This is a genomic window from Ancylobacter radicis (assembly GCF_018449475.1).
Taxonomy (GTDB): Bacteria; Pseudomonadota; Alphaproteobacteria; order Rhizobiales; family Xanthobacteraceae; genus Ancylobacter; species Ancylobacter radicis.
Window position 1 is genome coordinate 132,599 of the sequence record NZ_JAHCQH010000012.1, and the last position, 20,118, is coordinate 152,716.

17 protein-coding genes are annotated in these 20,118 nt (G+C 67.7%); 5 read left to right on the forward strand and 12 right to left on the reverse strand.

Annotated features, from left to right (window positions below; translation table 11 throughout):
* Positions 1 to 25 precede the first annotated feature (25 nt).
* The 6 genes from KIP89_RS02580 to KIP89_RS02605 form a co-directional block, all read right to left on the reverse strand.
* Positions 26 to 751, reverse strand: a complete 726-nt coding sequence (locus tag KIP89_RS02580) for a glutamine amidotransferase (RefSeq protein ID WP_213753846.1) — start codon at positions 749 to 751, stop codon at positions 26 to 28.
* A 127-nt stretch (positions 752 to 878) separates the two neighbouring features.
* Complete coding sequence (locus KIP89_RS02585; RefSeq protein WP_213753847.1) at positions 879 to 1,343, reverse strand: tellurite resistance TerB family protein; 465 nt, start codon at positions 1,341 to 1,343, stop codon at positions 879 to 881.
* Positions 1,344 to 1,664: 321 nt separating this feature from the next.
* Positions 1,665 to 2,390 (reverse strand): GntR family transcriptional regulator, encoded by a 726-nt coding sequence (locus KIP89_RS02590; RefSeq protein ID WP_213753848.1) that lies wholly within the window; start codon positions 2,388 to 2,390, stop codon positions 1,665 to 1,667.
* A gap of 338 nt (positions 2,391 to 2,728) precedes the next feature.
* On the reverse strand, positions 2,729 to 4,237 hold the full coding sequence (locus KIP89_RS02595) for a tripartite tricarboxylate transporter permease (RefSeq protein WP_213753849.1): 1,509 nt from the start codon (positions 4,235 to 4,237) through the stop codon (positions 2,729 to 2,731).
* 53 nt (positions 4,238 to 4,290) lie between these two features.
* Complete coding sequence (locus KIP89_RS02600) at positions 4,291 to 4,794, reverse strand: tripartite tricarboxylate transporter TctB family protein (protein WP_213753850.1); 504 nt, start codon at positions 4,792 to 4,794, stop codon at positions 4,291 to 4,293.
* A gap of 223 nt (positions 4,795 to 5,017) precedes the next feature.
* Positions 5,018 to 6,028, reverse strand: coding sequence for a Bug family tripartite tricarboxylate transporter substrate binding protein (locus KIP89_RS02605; RefSeq protein WP_213753851.1), 1,011 nt, complete (start codon positions 6,026 to 6,028; stop codon positions 5,018 to 5,020).
* Positions 6,029 to 6,781: 753 nt separating this feature from the next.
* On the opposite strand from KIP89_RS02605, the gene zwf reads away from it, so the two are divergent.
* From zwf to edd, 3 genes are all read left to right on the forward strand, one after another.
* Positions 6,782 to 8,257 (forward strand): glucose-6-phosphate dehydrogenase, encoded by a 1,476-nt coding sequence (gene zwf, locus KIP89_RS02610; protein ID WP_213753852.1) that lies wholly within the window; start codon positions 6,782 to 6,784, stop codon positions 8,255 to 8,257.
* Between the two features lie 206 nt (positions 8,258 to 8,463).
* On the forward strand, positions 8,464 to 9,156 hold the full coding sequence (gene pgl, locus KIP89_RS02615) for a 6-phosphogluconolactonase (protein ID WP_369807028.1): 693 nt from the start codon (positions 8,464 to 8,466) through the stop codon (positions 9,154 to 9,156).
* 177 nt (positions 9,157 to 9,333) lie between these two features.
* Positions 9,334 to 11,172, forward strand: coding sequence for a phosphogluconate dehydratase (gene edd, locus KIP89_RS02620; protein ID WP_213753853.1), 1,839 nt, complete (start codon positions 9,334 to 9,336; stop codon positions 11,170 to 11,172).
* Positions 11,173 to 11,199: 27 nt separating this feature from the next.
* On the opposite strand, the gene KIP89_RS02625 is transcribed toward edd, so the two are convergent.
* Positions 11,200 to 12,258, reverse strand: coding sequence for a DUF2125 domain-containing protein (locus tag KIP89_RS02625; RefSeq protein ID WP_213753854.1), 1,059 nt, complete (start codon positions 12,256 to 12,258; stop codon positions 11,200 to 11,202).
* Positions 12,259 to 12,447: 189 nt separating this feature from the next.
* Here KIP89_RS02625 and KIP89_RS02630 point away from each other — a divergent pair, with 189 nt between their 5' ends.
* A complete protein-coding gene (locus KIP89_RS02630) occupies positions 12,448 to 12,984 on the forward strand; it encodes a gamma-glutamylcyclotransferase (RefSeq protein ID WP_213753855.1) in 537 nt (178 codons plus the stop codon).
* 29 nt (positions 12,985 to 13,013) lie between these two features.
* Here the strand turns inward: KIP89_RS02630 and KIP89_RS02635 are convergent, their stop codons facing one another.
* The 4 genes from KIP89_RS02635 to ftsE all read right to left on the reverse strand — a co-directional run bounded on the left by KIP89_RS02635 (position 13,014) and on the right by ftsE (position 15,771).
* Positions 13,014 to 13,340, reverse strand: coding sequence for a hypothetical protein (locus tag KIP89_RS02635; protein ID WP_213753856.1), 327 nt, complete (start codon positions 13,338 to 13,340; stop codon positions 13,014 to 13,016).
* 92 nt (positions 13,341 to 13,432) lie between these two features.
* Positions 13,433 to 14,101 carry a YdcF family protein gene (locus KIP89_RS02640; protein ID WP_213753857.1) on the reverse strand — a complete coding sequence of 223 codons (669 nt, stop codon included), beginning with the start codon at positions 14,099 to 14,101 and terminating at the stop codon, positions 13,433 to 13,435.
* 25 nt (positions 14,102 to 14,126) lie between these two features.
* Positions 14,127 to 15,119 carry a cell division protein FtsX gene (locus KIP89_RS02645; protein WP_250152153.1) on the reverse strand — a complete coding sequence of 331 codons (993 nt, stop codon included), beginning with the start codon at positions 15,117 to 15,119 and terminating at the stop codon, positions 14,127 to 14,129.
* Positions 15,112 to 15,771 carry a cell division ATP-binding protein FtsE gene (ftsE, locus tag KIP89_RS02650; RefSeq protein WP_213753858.1) on the reverse strand — a complete coding sequence of 220 codons (660 nt, stop codon included), beginning with the start codon at positions 15,769 to 15,771 and terminating at the stop codon, positions 15,112 to 15,114. The genes KIP89_RS02645 and ftsE overlap by 8 nt, the downstream gene beginning before the upstream one ends.
* A 248-nt stretch (positions 15,772 to 16,019) precedes the next feature.
* Here ftsE and hpt point away from each other — a divergent pair, with 248 nt between their 5' ends.
* The gene (gene hpt / locus KIP89_RS02655) at positions 16,020 to 16,574 is read left to right on the forward strand and encodes a hypoxanthine phosphoribosyltransferase (protein WP_213753943.1); all 555 of its coding nucleotides are present in this window, start codon (positions 16,020 to 16,022) and stop codon (positions 16,572 to 16,574) included.
* Positions 16,575 to 17,222: 648 nt separating this feature from the next.
* Here the strand turns inward: hpt and KIP89_RS02660 are convergent.
* Positions 17,223 to 20,024, reverse strand: a complete 2,802-nt coding sequence (locus KIP89_RS02660; RefSeq protein WP_440131636.1) for a TIGR02302 family protein — start codon at positions 20,022 to 20,024, stop codon at positions 17,223 to 17,225.
* Between the last annotated feature and the right edge of the window lie 94 nt (positions 20,025 to 20,118).

Here is a 20,118-nt window from a genome sequence, read left to right on the forward strand (position 1 = left end):
CTCGAACATGCGCCAGCCTTCCGGCTCACTCGGCCGCGAGCGGCTGGTCGCTGGCCAGCCAGCGGTCGAGGAAGGCGTCGAGCCACAGGCGGATGCGTCCGTCATGCTGGAGCCGGTCAATGAAATGGGCGCGGCGCGGGCGGGCGCCGGGCAGGTCGAAACTGTCGGCCCCCGTCACCGTCCAGCGGCACATCATGTGATGCGTCACCTCCGGGTGGAACTGGATGCCGAGCGCCCGCGCGCCATAGCCGAAGGCCTGATGGGGAAAGGCCTCGCCCTCGGCCAGAAGCTGCGCGCCATCAGGCAGCTCGAAGCCTTCATTGTGCCAGTGATAGACATGGTCGGGCCATGGCGTGTCGCTGTCCCCGCCGAGCAGGGCCGCGCCGGCGGCGGTGGCGCGGATCGGGTAATAGCCGATCTCGACCAGCCCCTCGGGATGGCGCGAGACCGAGGCGCCGAGATGGCGCGCCAGCATCTGGGCGCCAAGGCAGATGCCGAGATAGGGCTTACCCTCCCGGAGCGGGACGCCGATCCAGTCGATCTCCGAGCGCACATAATCATGGCAGTCATTCGCGCTCTGCGGGCCGCCGAAGATGATGGCGCCGGCATGCTCGGCCAGCGTCGCCGGCAGCCTCTCGCCGAGGCAGGGGCGGCGAATATCCAGCCGATGGCCGCGCTCGGTCAGCAGGCGTCCGATGCGGCCGGGCGAGGAATGCTCCTGATGAAGCACGATCAGCACGGGTAGCGGCATTTTCTCCAGGCGTCGGCATCAGGCGGGCCGGGCTGGCCGCGCACGACTCATGTCAGGCAAGGATGGCGCCAGTTGGACCTGCCAATCAAGCAAGCCGCCGGGCCGCGCTCAACGCACCTGTCTCCGCTTAACGATCGACCTCGAAGCTGTCGCGAACCTGCTTTCGCAGCTGCACCCGGTCGCGCGAGGAGACGTTGAGCAGCTCGGCGGCGCGCCAGACCAGATTGTCCTCGAATTCGGTCAGCCCGCCATCGGCATAGGCCACCTCGAACATCAGGGCGACGACGCGCTTGCGGCCCTCGTCATCCATCGCCCGGTTGAGCACGCTGGTGAAGGCGTAAAGGTCGACCGCCTCGGCATCGCGCGCGATCGCGGCTTCCAGAAGACGCTCGGCGTCATCCTTGCCGAGGCTGAAATGGGCTTCGAGAATGCGCCGCAGCTTGGCCATCTCCTCGGCGCCGATCACCCCGTCAATGGTCACGACATGGACCAGAAGGGCCGCGGCGGCGAGCCGGTAGTCGTTCTCGGCGAAGGCCGCCTCGCGCGTGCCGCCGGCGATCTCGGCGATGAAATCGGTCAGGCTGCGCAGCATGCCGTGGGCTCTCGTGAGGGATCAGGGGGAACGAACGGCTGCGATAGCCATAGGTGATTGTGCGTAACGCAATCGCCGGGCCCGCGCAACGCTTCCCCCGAGAGCTTCGCAATCCCGCCCCATCGCCGCGCAACGGGCGACGGGCGACGGGCACGCGAGGCGCCCAGGGCCAAGACGCGGATCCCCGGGCCAAGCCCGGGGATGACGGTGTGACCGGTAGGTCCGGGATGCCCCAATGACGGACCTCCCAACAAAAAAACCGGCGGGGTCCGAGGAACCCGCCGGGGAGAGGAAGCGCGGTGGTGCCGTGTGGGACGGCGCCTATTCCAGATAGTCGGCAAAGCGCGCGACATGATCCGCGAGGCCGAGAGCGTGGTTGCGCACCAGCACCTCGGCGAGATCGGTGTCGCGGGCCTCCAGCGCCTGGATGATGGCGAGGTGGTCCTGGATCGAGCGGTCCGCCCGGTCCTCCTCGCCGATCGTCTTGCGGCGGATCATGCGCATATGGGTGAACAGGTTCTCGGCCAGATTGACCAGAATGCCGTTGCCGCCCATGGCGATGATGGTCTGGTGGAACTGGATGTTGAGCTCGGAATATTCGTCCAGCTTGGCGTGCAGCGTGCCGTCGTCGAAGGAGGCGAACATTTCCCGCAGCCGGCCGATTTCGTCATCGGTGGCGTGCTGGGTGATGAGCCGGGCGGCGAGGCTTTCCAGCGCCGCCCAAACCTGGATCATCTCGATCACCTCGCGCTTGGTCTTGCGCACCACATAGATGCCGCGGCGCGGCACCGAATGGACGAAGCCCTCGCGCTCGAGCTGAGCCATCGCCTCCCGCACGGGCGTGCGGCTGACGCCCAGACTCTGGGCGAGCTGGCGCTCGTCGAGGCGAACCTCCTGCGTCTGGTCGTAAATATTGAGAGAGACGATGACTTCCTTGAGCGCCGTGTAGGCGCGATTCTTGAAGGTCGACGTGTCTTCCAGCGGTGCCACGGAGAGCTTCTGAGCCCCGCCGTTCACCCGGCGAATAGTGCTTTCGATGCTCATCATGCGGCTTCCATCCCGGTTTCCGCCGCCGGCAGGGTGCCGGTCGATCGGATGTGAAGACGAAGCCTGATATCGGCACAGAACATTGGCGTTGCCTCCCGAACCCCCGATCTCTCGATCCGCCTCCTGCCTCCGGCAAGCTTCTATGGCCTTGCTCGGGAGACGGGTCTGGCTGGCGGTCGCTGGTTGCCCGATCTCCCTCTCCGGGGGCGAGGGATTCGGCGGAAGGGCGATTGACCCCGCCCTTCGCCTGGGCGCCGTCAGAGCGGCCACAAGGACAGCCCTCTCGGCTTAAAACCCGCCGCGCGACGAGCGCGCGGCGGGCTATTCGCAGGGCTGGCTCAGGCCGGCTGGGGCGACGCCCGCAGCTTGTTGAAGAGCATGCCGATCAGCGGCCACAGGCCGGCCAGAAGGCCGAGACCCATGATGGACGAGACGAGCGGGTTCGACCAGAACACCGAGATCGAGCCGGCCGAGCCGAGCAGGGACTGACGGAAGGCTTCTTCCGCGCTGTCGCCGAGGACGATCGCGAGCACCAGCGGCGCCAGCGGGTAGTTGGTCTTCTTCAGCAGGTAGCCGAGGACACCGAACACCATCATCATCAGCACGTCGAACACGTTGTTGTTCACCGTGTAGGCACCGATCGCGCAGATCACCAGGATCACCGGGGCGATGATCGAGAAGGGGATACGCAGGATCGAGGCGAACAGCGGCACCGTGGTCAGCACGAGGATGAGGCCGACGATGTTGCCGAGATACATGGAGGCGATGAGGCCCCACACGAACTCAGCCTGCTCGACGAACAGCATCGGACCGGGCTGCAGACCCCAGATCAGCAGGCCGCCGAGCAGAACCGCGGCGGTCGGCGAACCGGGAACACCCAGCGCCAGCATGGGCAGCATGGCGGCGGTACCGGCGGCGTGCGCGGCGGTCTCGGGAGCCACGACGCCCTCGATCTCGCCATTGCCGAAGTTCTTGCCGTTCTTCGACACGCGCTTGGCGATGCCATAGGCCATGAAGGAGGCCGGGGTGGCACCGGCGGGCGTGATGCCCATCCAGCAGCCGATGACGATGGAGCGCAGCGACGTGGCCCAGTACTTGGGCAGCGTCTTCCAGGTCTTCCACACGACCTTGGGGTCGATCTTCGCCGCCTTGCCGCGGAATTCGAGCCCTTCTTCCATCGTCAGCAGAATTTCGCCGATGCCGAAGAGACCAATGACCGCGATGAGGAAGTCGAAGCCGTTGAGCAGTTCCGTGACGCCGAAGGTCAGACGCAGCTGGCCGGTGACCATGTCGAGGCCGACCGCCGCGAGGGCAAAGCCGATCATCATCGACACGATGGTCTTGGCCGGCGGCTCCTTGCTCATGCCCACGAAGGAGGCAAAGGCGAGGAAGTAGACCGCGAATTTCTCGGCTGGACCGAATTGCAGGGCGAACTGGGCGACCAGCGGCGCGATCAGGGTGATCATCACGACCGCGAAGAAGGCGCCGATGAAGGACGAGGTGAAGGCCGCCGTCAGCGCCTCACCCGCCCGCCCCGATCGGGCCATTGGATGCCCGTCGAAGGTTGTCGCCACCGACCATGGTTCGCCGGGAATGTTGAACAGCACCGAGGTGATGGCGCCGCCGAACAGGGCGCCCCAGTAGATGCAGGTCAGCAGGATGATCGCCGAGGTGGGCGACATGGAGAAGGTGAGCGGCAGCAGGATGGCGACGCCATTGGCGCCGCCGAGGCCCGGCAGCACGCCGATGATGACACCGAGCAGGATGCCGATGGCCATCAGCAGGATGTTGAAGGGGTCGGATGCAATACCGAACCCGTGATAAAGATAGGTGAAATTCTCGAGCATGGGCGCTTTCCCTGGCAGGCGGCTGTCGCCGTTTCCGCCTTATCTGTCGTTGGTCAGAGTCCGAGCATCGCCTCGATCGGCCCCTTGGGGAGCGGGATCAGGAACCAGCGCTCGAGCGTCATGTAGAAGAAGACAGGCACACCGACCGCCACGGCGAGCGACAGCGGCAGCTTGTATTTGCCGATCCACATCATGAAGCCGAGGATCAGCGCGACAGAGGGGAAGTAAATGCCGAGGAACGGCACCAGGGCGACATAGATGCAGGCCGGGATGAGGACCCGGAGGACCTGGCCGAGCTGGCTCCATTCAGCGAACAGCGGCTGGGGATCCTCGCGCATGCCATGCACGAAATTGATCAGGCTGCACACACAGATGATGAGCCCGACATAGAAGGGAAAGAAGCCGGCCTGCGGGCCATCCGCCCCCCAGCCGAAGCCGACGATGTAGCTTCCGTAAAGAACGATGAGGCCGAACAGCAGGGTCAGCAGAGCGGTGCCGATTTCGACGCTGCGCTGCTTGGGGCCTCCCCCGCCCGCCCCATGGTGAGCCTGTTCCATCTGATGTCTCCGAAAAATCCGCGCAAAAGAAGCGTCCGGCGGGAAGACCCCGCCAGCGGCATGTTCGACGCCAGCTTGTTTTAATGTTGGTTGCTGCTGCGTCCGGTGCCTCGCGAGAAGGGCGGGGCAAGGCCCGGCTCCCTCTCGCGGCACTCGGCAAGGGCCGCCCTCGCGGACCGCCTCCCTCAGCCGGACCGGCTAAACCGGTCCGGAGAGAATTGCATCAGTTACCGGCGATGAAGCCGGCTTCCTGCATCAGGCCCTTATGGGTCTTCTCGGCGCCGTCGAGCCAGGTCTTGAACTCGTCGCCCGACATGAAGGTCGGGTTGAAGGCGCCGTCCTTCATGAGCTGCTTCCATTCGGGGGTCTCGCGGACCTTCTTGAACAGGTCGACGAAATAGGCGACCTGCTCGTCGGTCACGCCCGGGGGCATGAAGACGCCGCGCAGCATGAGATATTCGACGTTCAGACCCGCCGAGATGCAGGTCGGCACCGAGGACCAGGACTGATCGCCGAGGATCTTGTCGGTGTAGGGAAGCGGCTTGGAATCGAACACGCAGAGCGGACGCAGCTTGTCGCCGCGCCACTGGGAGACGGCCTCGATCGGGTTGTTCACGCTCGAATTGATGTGACCGCCGACCAGCTGGACCGCGACCTCGCCACCGCCCTTATAGGGGATGTAGGTCATCTTCTTGCCGAGCGCCTTCTCGACGGCGACGGTGATGATCTGGTCTTCCTGCTTGGAGCCGGTGCCGCCCATCTTGAAGGTGCCGTCCGGCGCGGCCTTGATCGCGGCCTCATATTCCTGCGCCGTCTTGTAGGGCGACTGGGCGTTCACCCACAGCACGAATTCGTCGAGCGCCAGCATCGCGACGGGGGTCAGATCCTTCCAGTTGAAGGGAATGCCGGTCGCCAGCGGGGTGGTGAACAGGTTCGACAGCGAGATGACGATCTTGTGCGGGTTGCCCTTGTTGCTCTTGACGTCGAGGAAGCCCTCGCCGCCGGCGCCGCCCGACTTGTTGATGACGACCAGCTGGGTCGACATCAGGCTGTGCTTGGCAATGATGCCCTGGAGCGTGCGCGCCATCTGGTCGGCGCCGCCGCCCGTACCAGCGGGAACGATGAATTCAACGGGCTTGGTCGGCTGCCAGGCAGCCGACGCGGGCAGCATCGACAGGGCGGTCATGCCGAGCGCGGTAATTGCGCCCAGGCCAAGAGCTTGGAAATGTTTCATTTGGCGTTTTCCTTCCCAAAAGGGTTTTGGCGTTCAACCGATCTTAAGTCGGTCTTTTTTTGGGGCGTCGCTGCGGAAGAACCGCGCGGTCCCTCGATAACCGGCAGGGTGGTTGTTTCGTCTCTCTGCCGGATACTCTGTGTAATAAGTTGTACCAAGATTAGAACAAAGCCAAGCCCTAATTCTAAAGTTCAATGGTGCGACGCAAGGTCAGTTTGTATTACGTATTATAGGAATTTTGTATTTGGCATACCAAATGTGGAATGCCTTATTTTTTATAAAGTGCGGACGCATACCTTATTAAACAAACCATTGTACGAAAACGCCTTTCCATCTCCGCCGCCCCTGCGGAACATCGCGCCCGGCTCACGCCATCCCTCTGGGGCAGCCGCGGCCCGGCATCCCGGCACAGCAAGACAGCTCCCCTCGCGAATACTGTGGGCTTTGCTGCGCGACCTGGCTTCATCGCGTCAGGGTCATTTTTGGGCCATAATATTGCAGCGCATCATGGAATGGATGCCGGCCGTGGGTCGGGTTGAACGCCTCGCCGCCCTCCGCGATCATCCCCCCGTCGCGCGGCGCGGCTAGCGTGCAGCCCTGCTACCGGTGGGGCGTCGCGGCTCGGTCTCGTTTTTGCTACGCAGACAGTCCGGCCGTAACCGCACTACCGCCGGAACGGCGAGGCCTGCCTTGCCGCATCCGACACGCTCGCCGCCCGACCGCCGTTTGCCGCGCCATCTGGAGAGATCGTTCATGACCAGTCGCCTGATCCCGGTTCCACCCTTCGTCCTGACGGTGTTCGGAGCCACCGGCGATCTCTCCCGCCGCAAGCTGATTCCCGCCCTCTTCCACCGCGATGCGGACGGCCAGATCCCGGACGAGGCGCTCATCATCGGCGTCTCGCGCCGGACCATGAGCGATGAGGAATTCCGCGCCTTTGCCCATAAGGCGCTGATCGATCACATTCCCGCCGCCGAGCTGAAGGAACCGGAGGTCGAACGCTTCCTGCACCGCCTGTCCTATGTGGCGGCGGATGCCGACGCCGATCCCGGCTGGGCTGAGCTTGCCGCCCGCGTCGGGGCGGCCGGGGACATGATCCCGGTCTATTATCTCGCCACCGCGCCGCATCTGTTCGGACCGATCTGCGAGCGGCTCGGCAAATACGGCTTGTCCGAGAAGGGCCGCGTCGTCATCGAGAAGCCGATCGGCAAGGACCTGAAGTCGGCGCTGGCGCTGAACGAGCAGGTCGGGCGCATCTTCCCGGAAGATCGCGTCTACCGCATCGACCACTATCTCGGCAAAGAGACGGTGCAGAACCTGATGGCGCTGCGCTTCGCCAATGCGCTGTTCGAGCCGCTGTGGAACAACGCCCATATCGACCATGTGCAGATCACCGTCGCCGAGGCGCTCGGCGTCGAGGAGCGCGCCGGCTATTACGATACGGCCGGCGCCATGCGCGACATGGTGCAGAACCACATCCTCCAGCTCGTCTGTCTGGTGGCGATGGAACCGCCCTCCTCGCTCGGCGCCGACGCCGTGCGCGACGAGAAGCTGAAGGTGCTGCGCGCGCTGAAGCCGATCGGCGAGAACAATATGGCGGCGCTCACCGTGCGCGGCCAGTACCGCGCCGGGGCCTCGGCCGGCGGCGCCGTGCCCGGCTATCTCGACGAACTGGAATCCGGCAAGAGCCAGACCGAGACCTTCGTGGCCGTGAAGGCCGAGGTCGAGAATTGGCGCTGGGCCGGCGTGCCGTTCTATCTGCGCACCGGCAAGCGCCTCGCCTCGCGCGTGTCGGAAATCGTCATCGGTTTCCGCCCGGTGCCGCATTCGGTGTTCGACGAGAGCGCCGGGCCGGTGGAATCCAACCGACTGGTCATCCGCCTCCAGCCGGATGAGGGCGTGAAGCTCTGGCTGATGATCAAGGACCCGGGTCCGGGCGGCATCCGCCTCACCCATGTGCCGCTCGACATGAGCTTCGCCAAGGCGTTCAAGGTCCGCAACCCGGACGCCTATGAACGCCTCATCCTCGATGTCGTGCGCGGCAACCAGACCCTGTTCATGCGCCGCGACGAGGTCGAGGCGGCGTGGAAATGGGTCGATCCGATTCTGGAGGCCTGGCGCAACTCCAAAGAGGCGCCGCGTCCCTACACCGCCGGCACCTGGGGTCCTTCATCGGCCATTGCCCTCATCGAGCGCGACGGCCGCACGTGGCTGGAAGACGGCGCCTGACGGCGCCTATTGGCTCGAAGACGGCGCCTGACGGCGCCTATTGGTTGGAAGACGGCGCCTGAGGCGCCACTAGCTTAAAGACGGCGCGTCATGCGCTCGTGTAAGGCGCGCCGGGCGCCGAACGGGTAGACTGACAGCCGTGACGTCGCAGGACGACGAACAGGACACGCCGGCCACGGCCGGCGGCAGGGTGAGGGAGCGTAAGCGTGCCGGACATGCATGAACTCAAGGACAGCGCCGATGTGGCGCGGGCGCTGGCGGACCATGTGGCGGCGGCCCTTGCCGCGCGCGTGGCCCGCGACGGGATGGCGAGCCTCGCCGTCTCCGGCGGGCGCACCCCCACCCGCTTCTTCGAGGAGCTGTCCACCCGCGACCTGCCCTGGGACAAGATCGCCGTCACGCTGGTGGATGAGCGTTGGGTGCGCGAGACCTCCGAACGGTCCAATGCCCGCCTCGTCCGGCAGCACCTGATTCGGAACAAGGCCGCCGCCGCCAAATTCGTGCCGCTCGCCAATGACGCGCCAAGCCCGGAAGCCGGGCTGTTCGCCGTCAATGAGGCGCTGGAGGATCTCCCCTGGCCGCTCGCCTGCGCCGTGCTCGGCATGGGCGATGACGGACATACCGCCTCCTTCTTTCCGGGCGGCGATCATCTGGAAGAAGCGATCGACCCCGACGGGACGCTCGGCCTCATTGCCATGAACGCCCCCAATGCCGGCGAGCCGCGCATCACCCTCACTTTGCCGGTTCTGCTGGCCGCCGATTCGCTGGCGCTGCACATCGAGGGCGAAGCGAAGCGCCCGGTGCTGGCACAGGCGATGGAAGATGGACCGGCTACCGACATGCCGATCCGTGCCGTTCTGCGCGCCAAGCGGCCGCTCGACATTTTCTGGTGCCCGTGACCGTCCGTCACCCGCACCCCCGCAAGAGCATTTTCCAGCGAAGTGGATTCCGGTCCGCGTGAGGAAAATGCGTCAGAACAGTAACCTAGAGCGTGTTCGGTGAATCGGAGTTCACCGAACACGCTCTAGAAGACACAGCCGGCGTCGTCCGGCCGTTGACCACCTGAGGAGAGCCGCATGGCCGATGCCATCCCGTCCAGCGTGAATGCCCGTATCGGCGAGGTCACGGAACGCATTGCCAAGCGGTCCCACGACGCCCGCGCGCGCTATCTGGATCGCATCGCCGCCGCCGCCGAGCGCGGCCCCGGCCGCGCCAAGCTCGGCTGCGCCAACCAGGCCCACGGCTTCGCCGCCTGCGGCCCCTCCGACAAGGCGATGCTGCGCGAGGGCGCCGGCGCCAACCTCGCCATCGTCACCGCCTATAACGACATGCTCTCGGCCCACCAGCCCTATGAGAACTATCCCGAACTGATCCGTGCCGCCGCCCGCGCCGCCGGTGGTGTGGCGCAGGTCGCCGGCGGGGTGCCGGCGATGTGCGACGGCATTACCCAGGGCGAGGCCGGCATGGAATTGTCGCTGTTCTCGCGCGACGTGATCGCGCTGGCGACGGCGGTGGCGCTGTCGCATCAGACCTTCGACGCGGCGGTGTTCCTCGGCATCTGCGACAAGATCGTGCCGGGCCTCGTCATCGGCGCGCTCTCCTTCGGCCATCTGCCGGCGGTGTTCATCCCGGCCGGGCCGATGACCTCGGGCCTGCCCAATGACGAGAAGGCGAAGATCCGCCAGCTCTTTGCCGAAGGCAAGATCGGGCGCGATGCGCTGCTGGAAGCCGAGGCGCAGTCCTATCACGGGCCGGGCACCTGCACCTTCTACGGCACCGCCAACACCAACCAGATGATGATGGAGATCATGGGCCTGCATCTGCCCGGCGCCTCCTTCGTCAACCCGAACACGCCGCTGCGCGAGGCGCTGACCACCGCGGCGGCCGAACGCGCCATGGCGATCACCGCGCTCGGCAATGACTACACGCCGGTCGGCCGGATGCTGGACGAGAAGGTGTTCGTCAATGGCGTGGTCGGCCTGCACGCCACCGGCGGCTCGACCAACCACACGCTGCACGTCGTCGCCATGGCGGCGGCGGCCGGCATCAAGCTGACCTGGGACGATTTTTCCGATCTCGCCGAGGTCGTCCCGCTGCTCTGCCGCGTCTACCCGAACGGCAAGGCGGATGTGAACCACTTCCATGCCGCCGGCGGCATGGCTTTCGTCATCCGCTCGCTGCTCGGCGAGGGTCTTCTGCACCGGGACGTCGAGACCGTGTGGGGCGGCGACCTCGGCGTCTATACGCGCGAGCCGGTGCTCACCTCTGAGGGCGCGCTCGACTGGCGCGACGGCACATCGGTGAGCGGCGACGAGACGGTGCTGCGCGGCGCCACCGCGCCGTTCCAGGCCACCGGCGGGCTGCGGCTGCTGGCGGGCGATCTCGGCAAGGCGGTGATCAAGACCTCGGCCATCGCGCCGGAGCGCCACATCATCGAGGCGCCGGCACGGGTGTTCCACAGCCAGGAGGAGCTTCAGGCCGCGTTCAAGGCGGGGTCGCTGACCGGCGATTTCGTCGCCGTGGTGCGCTATCAGGGTCCCAAGGCCAATGGCATGCCCGAACTGCACAAGCTGATGCCGCCGCTCGGCGTTCTTCAGGATCGCGGCAACAAGGTCGCGCTGGTCACGGATGGCCGCCTGTCCGGCGCCTCCGGCAAGGTGCCGGCGGCCATCCATGTCACCCCCGAGGCCGCCGATGGCGGGCCGATCGCCCTGATCCGCAATGGTGACATGATCCGCCTCGACGCGGTGGCGGGCACGCTGACCGTACTGGTGGACGCGGAAGCCTGGGCCGAGCGCGCCCCGGTGCCGGCCAATCTTGCCGCCTCGCATGTCGGCGTCGGGCGCGAACTGTTCGCCGCGTTCCGCGCCGCCGTCGGCACGGCCGATACCGGCGCCAGCATCTTCGCGGTGTAGGCCTTTGAACGGAAAGTGCCGGCGCGGTCAGTAGACCGGGCCGACCTTGCCGAGCGGCAGCATGCCCAAAAAGATCCGCCCGTCGCGGAAGGTGAAGGGGAAGGTGCTGGCCGGCGCGCCGTCAAGCGTGCCGGGCATGCCGACCACCGACAGCGCCGGGGCGAGGTTCACCATGAAGGGCGGCATCAGGCCGGCGGCCGAGAGCGCGCCCATCAGCGCCGGCGCATTGCTCATGGCGAGGTTGATGGTGCCGATTGGGCGGCGCTGCGCGTCGAGGCCGATCTCGCCGGTGGCGTTCATCGATCCGCCGCCGCCGCTCAGCCGCGCTTCCAGCAGCTTCACCCGCCCGCCGGCGGCCTGCCAGGCTTCCAGCCGCGCGACCGGCAGCATCACCGCCCGCCAGTCCGGCACCTGCGTCGCGGTCATTTCCAGATCGCCGTCGATCGGCGCCGTGCCGGCCCCCGCCGTCAGCCCCGTCGCCCCCTTCACCCCGGCGGCGATGTCCACCGTCGCGGCATCGGCGCCGGGCGTGTGGCGGACATGCATCTCGGCGTGGCGGGCGGTGAAATAGGTCGTGCCGCCCTGCGCCAGCGCATAATCATTGGCGGCGAGCGACAGACGGTCCAGCTCGCCCCCGCGACCGACGCCGCTGACCTGCAGCAGCGTCCAGTTGGCGATCACGTCCCCGCCATTGGCGGGGGTCGAGATCACGCCCGGCCCGTCGAACTCGGCGATGATGTGACGCGGATTCCACACCTGCGCCACCGCATGCGCGCGGGCCGCGCGGGCGCTGCCCCCGACCGGGTCGGTGAAGGTGACGGTCGGCGCGGTGCAGATCAGCTCGAAGCGGAAGGGAAAGCCGCCGAACTGGCGGTCGGCGCAGCTCCAGTTCCGCCCCTTGGTGGCTTCCGCCGCCATCCAGCCATCGATCTCGGCCATCACCCGGCCGGAGGCGTAGAACCACGCGCCGGTCCAGCCGAGCCCGCCGATCACGATGAACGCGAACAGGCCCAGCATGAGCCACGGGCGGGGACGCCGCGCCGGGGACGGTGCAGAGGCGGGCTCCGGTGCATCGGGAAGGCTCATCGGGAATTCCTCGTGGGCATCGCGTCAAGCTGGTCCGCGCGTGCGGCGCGGGTGTGGCGGATCGCCGGGCTCACCGCAACCTCTTACGTTCATGCCCCCTCTTACGTCATAGTCTCGCCGCGAGCGACGGCTTTATCCCCGCCCGCCACCTCCTTGCCCGCCGCCTTTCCCTCCTGACGGTTTGCCGACATGAGTGCCTCCTCCCCCGCCGACGAACTCTGGGTCTTCGGCTATGGCTCGCTGATGTGGAATCCGGGCTTCGCCTTTGAGGAGCGGGTGCCGGGAAAGCTGATCGGCGCGCATCGCTCCTTCTGCGTGAAATCGGTGCATTGGCGTGGCACGCCGGAAAAGCCCGGCCTCGTGCTCGGTCTCGATCAGGGCGGGGCCTGCATCGGCATCGCCTTCCGCATCGCCCCCGAGCGGGCGGAGCACACGCTGGCCTATCTGCGCGAGCGCGAGCAGGTGACCAACATCTACCGCGAAGGGGTGCGCCGGGTCTGGCTGCGGGATGGCAGCCAGCGGGCGGTGCGCGCGGTCACCTTCCTGGTCGATCGCGGCCATGCGCAATATGCCGGCGCGCTCGCGCGCGAGGAAAGGCTGCACCTGATCCGGCAGGGCCATGGGGTCGGCGGGCCGAACATTGATTACGTCACCGCCACCGCCGGCCACCTCGCCGAACTCGGCATCGAGGATCGCGAACTGCGCTGGCTGGTCGAGCGGCTTTAGGGGCCCGGCGCGGCCGCCCGGCAACCGCCTTACATGGGCGCGAGCGAGCCGCTGTCGGTATCGAGCAGGATGCGCAGATGGATTTCCTGCGCGCCCATGGCATAGGCGGCGGCGCGGGCACGGGCCCCGGCCGGGCCGCTCCACATCGCCACGCGGCGCCCGCCCTCGGTGCGCACCGCCATGGCGACCGCATCGGGATAGTCCGGCGCGTCGTCGACGCCATAGACCGAATAGACCTGACGCCGGCCATCGGGCCCGCGCCACAGACGGAAACGGCGGGCCAGCAGCGCGTCTGCGGCGCTGAGCGGGCCGTCATCGGTAAGCGAATCGCTGTGCTTCGGATCGCGTGTGATCATGAGAACAAATCTAGAACATCCAGCCACGGCGTCAACACGCCTTGCAGCCTGAATCCGCAAGGAGGCCGGAATGTTCCCGTTACGTGATCACGTCAGGGTGTGGGACCGTCCGGCATGGTGCCGATTTCCGAGGTGACGGCCGGCCAGGGACCGATGCCGACATAGGCGGCGAGGAATTTCAGATATTCGACGAAGAACAGCCGGATAGTGGCGAGCGCGCCCCACCAGTTGGCCTCGCGCGGCCCGCGCGCCACCACCGGATAGGGCAGCAGCGCGATGTCCGGCATGGCCCGCCGCAGTTCCACCAGGGCCCGCGGCATGTGCCAGGCGGAGGTGACGACAATGAGCGAGCGGAAATCATTGGCGCGCGCCCACACCGCCGTCTCGATCGCGTTGCCGCGGGTGTTGAGCGCCGAGCGGCCGAGTTCGACGCAGCATTCCAGCGCCTCGCGGGTTGCCGGCACGGTGCGGCTGATCTCGGTCAGCGTGGTGTCGGGATGCACGCCGGTGATCAGCAGCCTCTTGCCGCGCCGCTCGGTCAGCAGGATCGTCGCGTCGGTGATGCGGTCGGCGCCGCCGGTGAGCACGACGATGCCGTCGGCCGTGGGCAGGGTCGCCGACGGCCCCCGCTCCAGCGAGAACAGGAAGATCGCGAAACCGGTCAACACCAGCACGATCACCGCCACGGCGCAGAACAAGCCGACGCGCAGCAGAGGCGGCATCGAGCGGCGGCGCTGGGGGCCGGGTGCGGGATCTGGCATGGCGAGGGTCGACACGTGAACAAGCCTAGCTGATGCGGCGCAGGGTGCGATAGACGGTGAGGCGCGAGGTGATCGCCGTTACCAGCGCGACCAGCACCGACACGCCGAGAATACCGCCATAACCGCGCCCATCGAGGGCGATGGCGCCGATCAGCGTATCCGCCCGCGAGGTGAGGCCGAGCCAACCCGGCAGGGTGGCGCTGAAAAAGAACAGCGCCATCGCCGCGCCGCCGCCGATCAGCCCACCCTTGAGTCCCACCCAGAGGAAATGCTGCTGGAATTCGGCCGCGATGAAGGCGTCGCGGGCGCCGACGAAATGCAGCACCTCGACGATGGCACGGGCCGCATCCACCGCCGCGCGCGTGGCAAAGACGACGGAGAGCACTGTCGCCGCGCCGACCAAAGCGAGCACGGCGAGGCCGATCAGCACCACCAGCCGGGCCGTGGTGAGCAGCCGGTCGGACCATTGCCGGTGATCGTCGAAACTGGCGGACGGCACCTGCGCCGCCAGCCCCGCGCGCAGCGCCAGCAGGGTCTGGGCGCCGGCCTCGGGCGCCAGCTTGACGATGACGAGGCGCGGCACCGGCAGGCTGGCAATGTCGAGCCCCGAGCCGAGCCAGGGTTCGAGCAGCGCCGCCGTCTCCGCATTGCCGAGCGCCTGCGCGTCCGCGACGCCCGGCGTCGCCCGCGCCACCGCCACCGCCTTGTCGAGCGCGGCGGCCACGTCGAGCCCGTCCCCCGGCTTGATCTGGATGGTCGTCTCGCGGGCGATCTGCGAGGTCCAGTCGGCCGCCACGGTCCGCACCGCCGCCACGCTGCCGATGGTCAGCCCGGCGAGAAAGGTCATGATGGCGACCACCGCGACCAGCGCGCTGCCGGTGATGGTCGCGCTCGGCACGATGGAGCGGGGCTGCGGGCGGCCCTGACGCTGCTCATGCCCCTCCTCGCCCGCAGCGGCGTGGTGCCCGCGCAGGCGAGAGAACAGCGAGAAGGGGTGGCGCGCGGGGGTCTCAGTCATAGACCGTCAGCCGCCCCTGATTGATGACGAGCCGGCGGGCGTCAAACTGGTCCATCAGCCCGATGTCGTGGGTGGCGATCAGCACCGAGGTGCCGGTCTTGTGCAGTTCGAGAAACAGCCGCATCAGCCGGCGGGCAAGGCCGGGATCGACATTGCCGGTCGGCTCGTCGGCCAGCAGGATTTCCGGCCGGCTGATCAGCGCGCGGGCGATGGCGGCGCGCTGCTTCTCGCCGCCGGAGAGCACGGGCGGCAGCACATGCATGCGCTCGCCGAGCCCGACCCATTGCAGCAGTTCGCGCACCTCGGCCCGGTAGCTCGCCTCTTCCTTTTCCTGCACGCGCAGCGGCAGGGCGACGTTCTCATAGGTGGTGAGATGGTCGAGCAAGCGGAAATCCTGGAACACGATGCCGATGCGCTGGCGCAGCGCCGCGGTTTCATCGGGCCCGAGTTTCGCCGCATCACGGCCGAAGATGTTGATCAGCCCGCGCGTCGGCCGCAGCGAGAGAAACAGCAGGCGCAGCAGCGTCGTCTTGCCGGCGCCGGAAGGCCCGGTGAGGAACTGGAACGAATGCGGCGGTATGCCGAAGGTGACGTCCCGCAGCACTTCCGGCCCCATGCCGTAGCGCAGGCCGACATTCTCGAATCGGACCAACAGTTCTTTCCCTCGACGCTCCGCCCGGGGCGGATGATTCTCGCCTGAGCACTCCTAGCATAGAGCGCGGGTCCATGCGCCAAAACGCCGAGCGCCGGTACCCGATGGCAGCCCGGTCGGGGACAACTGGACGCGATGGTCCCGCGCGTTCATCTTGGGCGAAGGAAAAGGGCGGCCGCAAGCGCCGCCGCAACGAGGACCGCATGACCAAGCCGACGGAGACCGGCGCCACGGGCGCCGAGAGCGATATGAACCTTTCCCAGACCCTGCTGCCGCATGTGGAAGTGCTGTATGACGCGGAGGCGATCGCGGTCCGCAACAGCGAACTGGTGGACGAAATCGTCGCCGCCCGGCCGCAGAAGCTGGTCGTCATCGCCGTGCTGAAGGGCAGCTTCGTGTTCGCCGCCGATCTGATCCGCGCCATGCATCATGCCGGGCTGGCACCGGAGGTCGAGTTCATCACCCTGTCGAGCTACCGCGACGCGCGGGTGTCCTCCGGCCATGTCACCGTGCTCAGGGACATCGAGACCGAGGTGCGCGGGCGCGACGTGCTGCTGGTGGACGACATCCTCGAATCCGGCCGCACCCTCGCCTTCGCCAAGGATCTTCTGGCCGCGCGCGGCGCCAACCGGGTGATGGTCTGCGTGCTCCTGGAAAAGCCGCACAAGCGCGCGGTGCAGATCGACGCCGATTTCGTCGGCTTCAAATGCCCGGATTATTTCGTCGTGGGCTATGGCATGGACGTGTCGCACGCCTACCGGCAATTGCCCTTCATCGGCTACATCCCCGACGCCGAGGGGTGACGCGCGGGGAGCGGCTTGGGTCTGTCGGGTGTGTCGACCGCGCGCCGCTCGCGTGCCGGTTGAGCGGGCGGGCTGGACGTGCAAGCTCGGGCGTGCAGGGTCGGGGCGCTGCTGACGGAGACCGGCGTGTTCCACAAGACGGAACCCCTCACCGACGACGCGGGGATTTGAGAGGGCGTGGGTGACGGGCAGCCGGGCCCAGGGGGAAACAGGCGCCACGTCGCTGGCGGTCCTGCTGCCGACGTTGGCCGCTCAAACACCGTCATGGCCGGGCTTGACCCGGCCATCCACGTCTTCCCTGCGTGGCGCTAGGGGGGCAGGGCCCGGAGGGGACAGGCACCACGTCGCTGCTGGCCCTGCTGCCGACGTTACCGCTCATACAGCGTCATGGCCGTCCCCGGACGTGATCCGGGGATCAGCCCGGCCATCCACGTCTTCCGTGCGTGGCGCGGGCGGTCAGGGACGAAGCATCGAGCCAACGCGGACGAGTCAGTGCCGTCCCCTTCCCTCCCCCGCATCGTGGGGGCGGGGCGTTTGGGACGATCCGCACCGATCGGCCACGCGTCTCGGCCCCATCGGCCTGACTGTTCGCCTCACTGCACTCATCGGTCACGCCGAAATCGCCCATTTTGGGCGAGGCCCGCGCGGTCAGAAATCGCGCAGCAGGCGTTCGAGATAATCGAGTTCGAGGCGCGGCCGATCGGGCTCGCCGAAGCGGCGGCGCAGTTCCTCCAGCACGCGGCGGGCGCGCTGCATGTCCATCTCGTCCGGCACCTTAACCGTTGTATCGTCACCATAATCGCGCGAGCGCATCGGCCGCCCGAGCGGATCGGTGCGCTCGGCCTGCAGCCCGGACGGCCCGCCCGGCTGCTCGCCACCGGGACCACCCTCCTGCTGCTGCATCGCCTCGGCCATCTGCTGGGCGCCGCGGCGCAGCGCCTGAAGGGCCTCGCTCTGGGCGTCGACCGCGCCGGTCCCGTCGCCCTGGCGCAGCGCCTCCTCGGCCTCCCGCATCGCCTGCTCGGCCTCGCCAAGCCCGCCGTCGCCCGGCGTACCGCCTTGACCCTGCTGGCCTTTTTGACCTTGCTGCCCCTCCTGACCTTGCTCGCCCTGCTGGCCTTGCTCGCCCTGCTGCCGCCCACGCTGGGCCTGCTGCATCCGCTCGCGCAGCTGGCGAAGCTGGTCGCGCAGCTGCTCCTGGTTCTGGCGCAGGTCGTTGAAGGACTGCTCCTGCTCGCCGCCCTCGCCCTGTTGGCCTTGCTGACCCTGCTGACCTTCCTGCCGCCCCTCGCGGAAGGTGCGGTCGCGCAATTGCTGCTGGCGGCGGATCATGTCGCCGAGCTGGTCGAGCGATTGCGACATCTGGCTCTGGCCCTGCTGGCGGCGCTGCTGCTGGCGGCCCGCCTGCAACCCGTTGAGCATGTTCTGTAATTCGCTCAGCATCTGCCGCGCCGCGTCGCGGGCGCCGTTGCGCGCCATGTCCTCGATGCGGTCGAGCATCTTCTGCAGATCCTGCGGGCGGACCGTGCGGGTGTTCGGGTCCATCGGCTGGTTGCTGTCGCCGCGATCGGCGTTGCGCTGCGCCTCCTCGGCCAGCGCCTGCATGAATTTCTCCATCGCCTCGCGCAATTCCTGCGTCAGGCGTTGGATTTCCTCGTCGCTGGCGCCATTTTCCAGCGCGTTCTGCAGCGCCTGCTGGGCGTCGCGAAGCTGCTTCTCGACATCGGACAGGTCGCCATCCTCAATGCGGACGGCCACTTCCCAGAGATAGTCGACGACACCGCGCAGATCCTCGTCGCTGCGGGCATTGGCCAGCCGCCAATAGGCGGTGCGCAGGCCCATATAATGCGAAGGATCGGGCGTGAATCGCTCGGGCGCGATGGCCAGCGCATCAAGCGCAGCTTGCACGCGCATGCGCTCATTGGCGTCGAGCGCCAGCACGCGCCGCTGCTCGATCAACGCGCGGGCCAGCGGATTGGAGAAGGCGCGGGCCGGCAGGACGAAGCTGCGCGGGGCCGACTGGCCGACCTGCCCGGCCTCGTCGCGCACGGTCAGCACCATGTTGACGCGGGTGCCGCCCCACGGGCTCTCGGTGAGATCCTTGACGGTCTGTCCGGTCACTACCTTGCCGCGCCCACCGCTCAGCGGCAGCGGAAAGTTCGGCGCCTTGACCAGCGGCCGCGCGGCGGGTTTCGGCGGCGCGTTCTTCAGCCCATGCAGCGGGGCGATGCCCGGCGCCGCCGTGAAAGTCGCCTCGGCACCGACGATGCCGTAATCGTCCTGCGCCTTGTAGTTCAGTGCCAGTGCGGTGCGGCCGGACGCCTGCGGCTCCTTGGTCAGCTCGATGGTCGGCGGCTGGTCCGGCTGCGCGCGGAAATGCCAGGCGATGGTCCGCCCATCCGGCCCCTCGATGCGGGCCGAGCCGTCCGACGCGATCACGAAACGACGCTCATCGCCGGGGGGGCCTTCGGCGGTACCCTGCGGGCGCGGGGCCGAGGCCGTCGCCGGAGCGGGCGACGCTGCCGACTCGGTGGCCTCAGGCGGGGGCGGCGGCGCGAGCCCGCCCTCGACCGCCAGCGGTACCTCCTTGAGGCCGATGATCCGCACGACGAGTTCCGATCCGACCGGCACCGTCAGCGCCGTCGCGGCAAAATCCTGCGGTGCCTGTTCGTTCGTCCGGTCGGAAGAGCCAGCCTGCGCCGCTTCCTGAGAGCGAAGCCCCGGCAGCATGACCGGCGGGCGACCAGTATAGCCGGGCGGCGTGACCCAGGCGTCGATCCGGTAGGGCGCCGGCGGGGTCAACACCGCCCAGTCGAAGGCGGCGCCGATGCGGCGCAGGTGATCGCCGGGGGCCATGAAGAAGGTGGCGATGACGCCAAGCAGGACCAGCGCGCGGAAGGCCTTGGTGTCGAGCGCGGCGACGCGCGGCGACGGCAGGCCCACCTTGAGGCTGCCAAGCTGAGCCGTCATGCGCGCAATATGCGCCCGCCACAGCGCCGCGGCCACCGGATCGTCCGGCCGCGTGGCGATATGATCGGACAGCGCCGTCACCGGCCGATGCGGCAGCCGGCTCGCACGGTCGAGCCGCGACAGCGCCTCGCCGGCATTGGGCGGACGGATGCGCAGCGCCGGGATCAAGGCCACGACGAGAAGCGCAGCGAACAGGGCAAGGCCGATGATCCGCCCATAAGGCGGCAGCGCCAGCCACAGGCCGAGCCAGGAGACGATGAGAAACAGACCAATCGCCGCCCCGAGAGCGACCAGAGCGGGCCAGACGCGCTCCCACATCAGGGCGGCCCAGGCGCGTTGGAGAGCGGCCTCCATACGTCGCGTGGCGAGCTGCGCACTGCTGGAGTCGCGCGCAATGCCAGGGCGCGAAGCCCCTGCGCTCTCCGACTGTCCTTCCGGTGTCGCCGTCACGCGATCGAACCTCCGACGCCTGCGCCCCACACCAGCCCAAGCGTCACCTTAGCATGGGGTCCAGCACACGCCAGCCCTGCCGCGGAAACGGGCGGGCCCAAGGGATCATCAGATCGTGAGCCCG

Excerpts from the sequence above, each read along its gene's own strand:
- edd (WP_213753853.1), top strand. The coding sequence starts at position 9,334 with ATGGCCGATGCCATCCCGTCCAGCGTGAATGCCCGTATCGGCGAGGTC.
- KIP89_RS02630 (WP_213753855.1), top strand. The coding sequence starts at position 12,448 with ATGAGTGCCTCCTCCCCCGCCGACGAACTCTGGGTCTTCGGCTATGGC.
- KIP89_RS02595 (WP_213753849.1), bottom strand. The coding sequence starts at position 4,237 with ATGCTCGAGAATTTCACCTATCTTTATCACGGGTTCGGTATTGCATCC.
- KIP89_RS02640 (WP_213753857.1), bottom strand. The coding sequence starts at position 14,101 with ATGCCAGATCCCGCACCCGGCCCCCAGCGCCGCCGCTCGATGCCGCCT.
- KIP89_RS02590 (WP_213753848.1), bottom strand. The coding sequence starts at position 2,390 with ATGATGAGCATCGAAAGCACTATTCGCCGGGTGAACGGCGGGGCTCAG.
- hpt (WP_213753943.1), top strand. The coding sequence starts at position 16,020 with ATGAACCTTTCCCAGACCCTGCTGCCGCATGTGGAAGTGCTGTATGAC.
- KIP89_RS02635 (WP_213753856.1), bottom strand. The coding sequence starts at position 13,340 with ATGATCACACGCGATCCGAAGCACAGCGATTCGCTTACCGATGACGGC.
- KIP89_RS02580 (WP_213753846.1), bottom strand. The coding sequence starts at position 751 with ATGCCGCTACCCGTGCTGATCGTGCTTCATCAGGAGCATTCCTCGCCC.
- zwf (WP_213753852.1), top strand. The coding sequence starts at position 6,782 with ATGACCAGTCGCCTGATCCCGGTTCCACCCTTCGTCCTGACGGTGTTC.
- KIP89_RS02605 (WP_213753851.1), bottom strand. The coding sequence starts at position 6,028 with ATGAAACATTTCCAAGCTCTTGGCCTGGGCGCAATTACCGCGCTCGGC.
- KIP89_RS02625 (WP_213753854.1), bottom strand. The coding sequence starts at position 12,258 with ATGAGCCTTCCCGATGCACCGGAGCCCGCCTCTGCACCGTCCCCGGCG.
- KIP89_RS02600 (WP_213753850.1), bottom strand. The coding sequence starts at position 4,794 with ATGGAACAGGCTCACCATGGGGCGGGCGGGGGAGGCCCCAAGCAGCGC.
- KIP89_RS02645 (WP_250152153.1), bottom strand. The coding sequence starts at position 15,119 with ATGACTGAGACCCCCGCGCGCCACCCCTTCTCGCTGTTCTCTCGCCTG.
- KIP89_RS02585 (WP_213753847.1), bottom strand. The coding sequence starts at position 1,343 with ATGCTGCGCAGCCTGACCGATTTCATCGCCGAGATCGCCGGCGGCACG.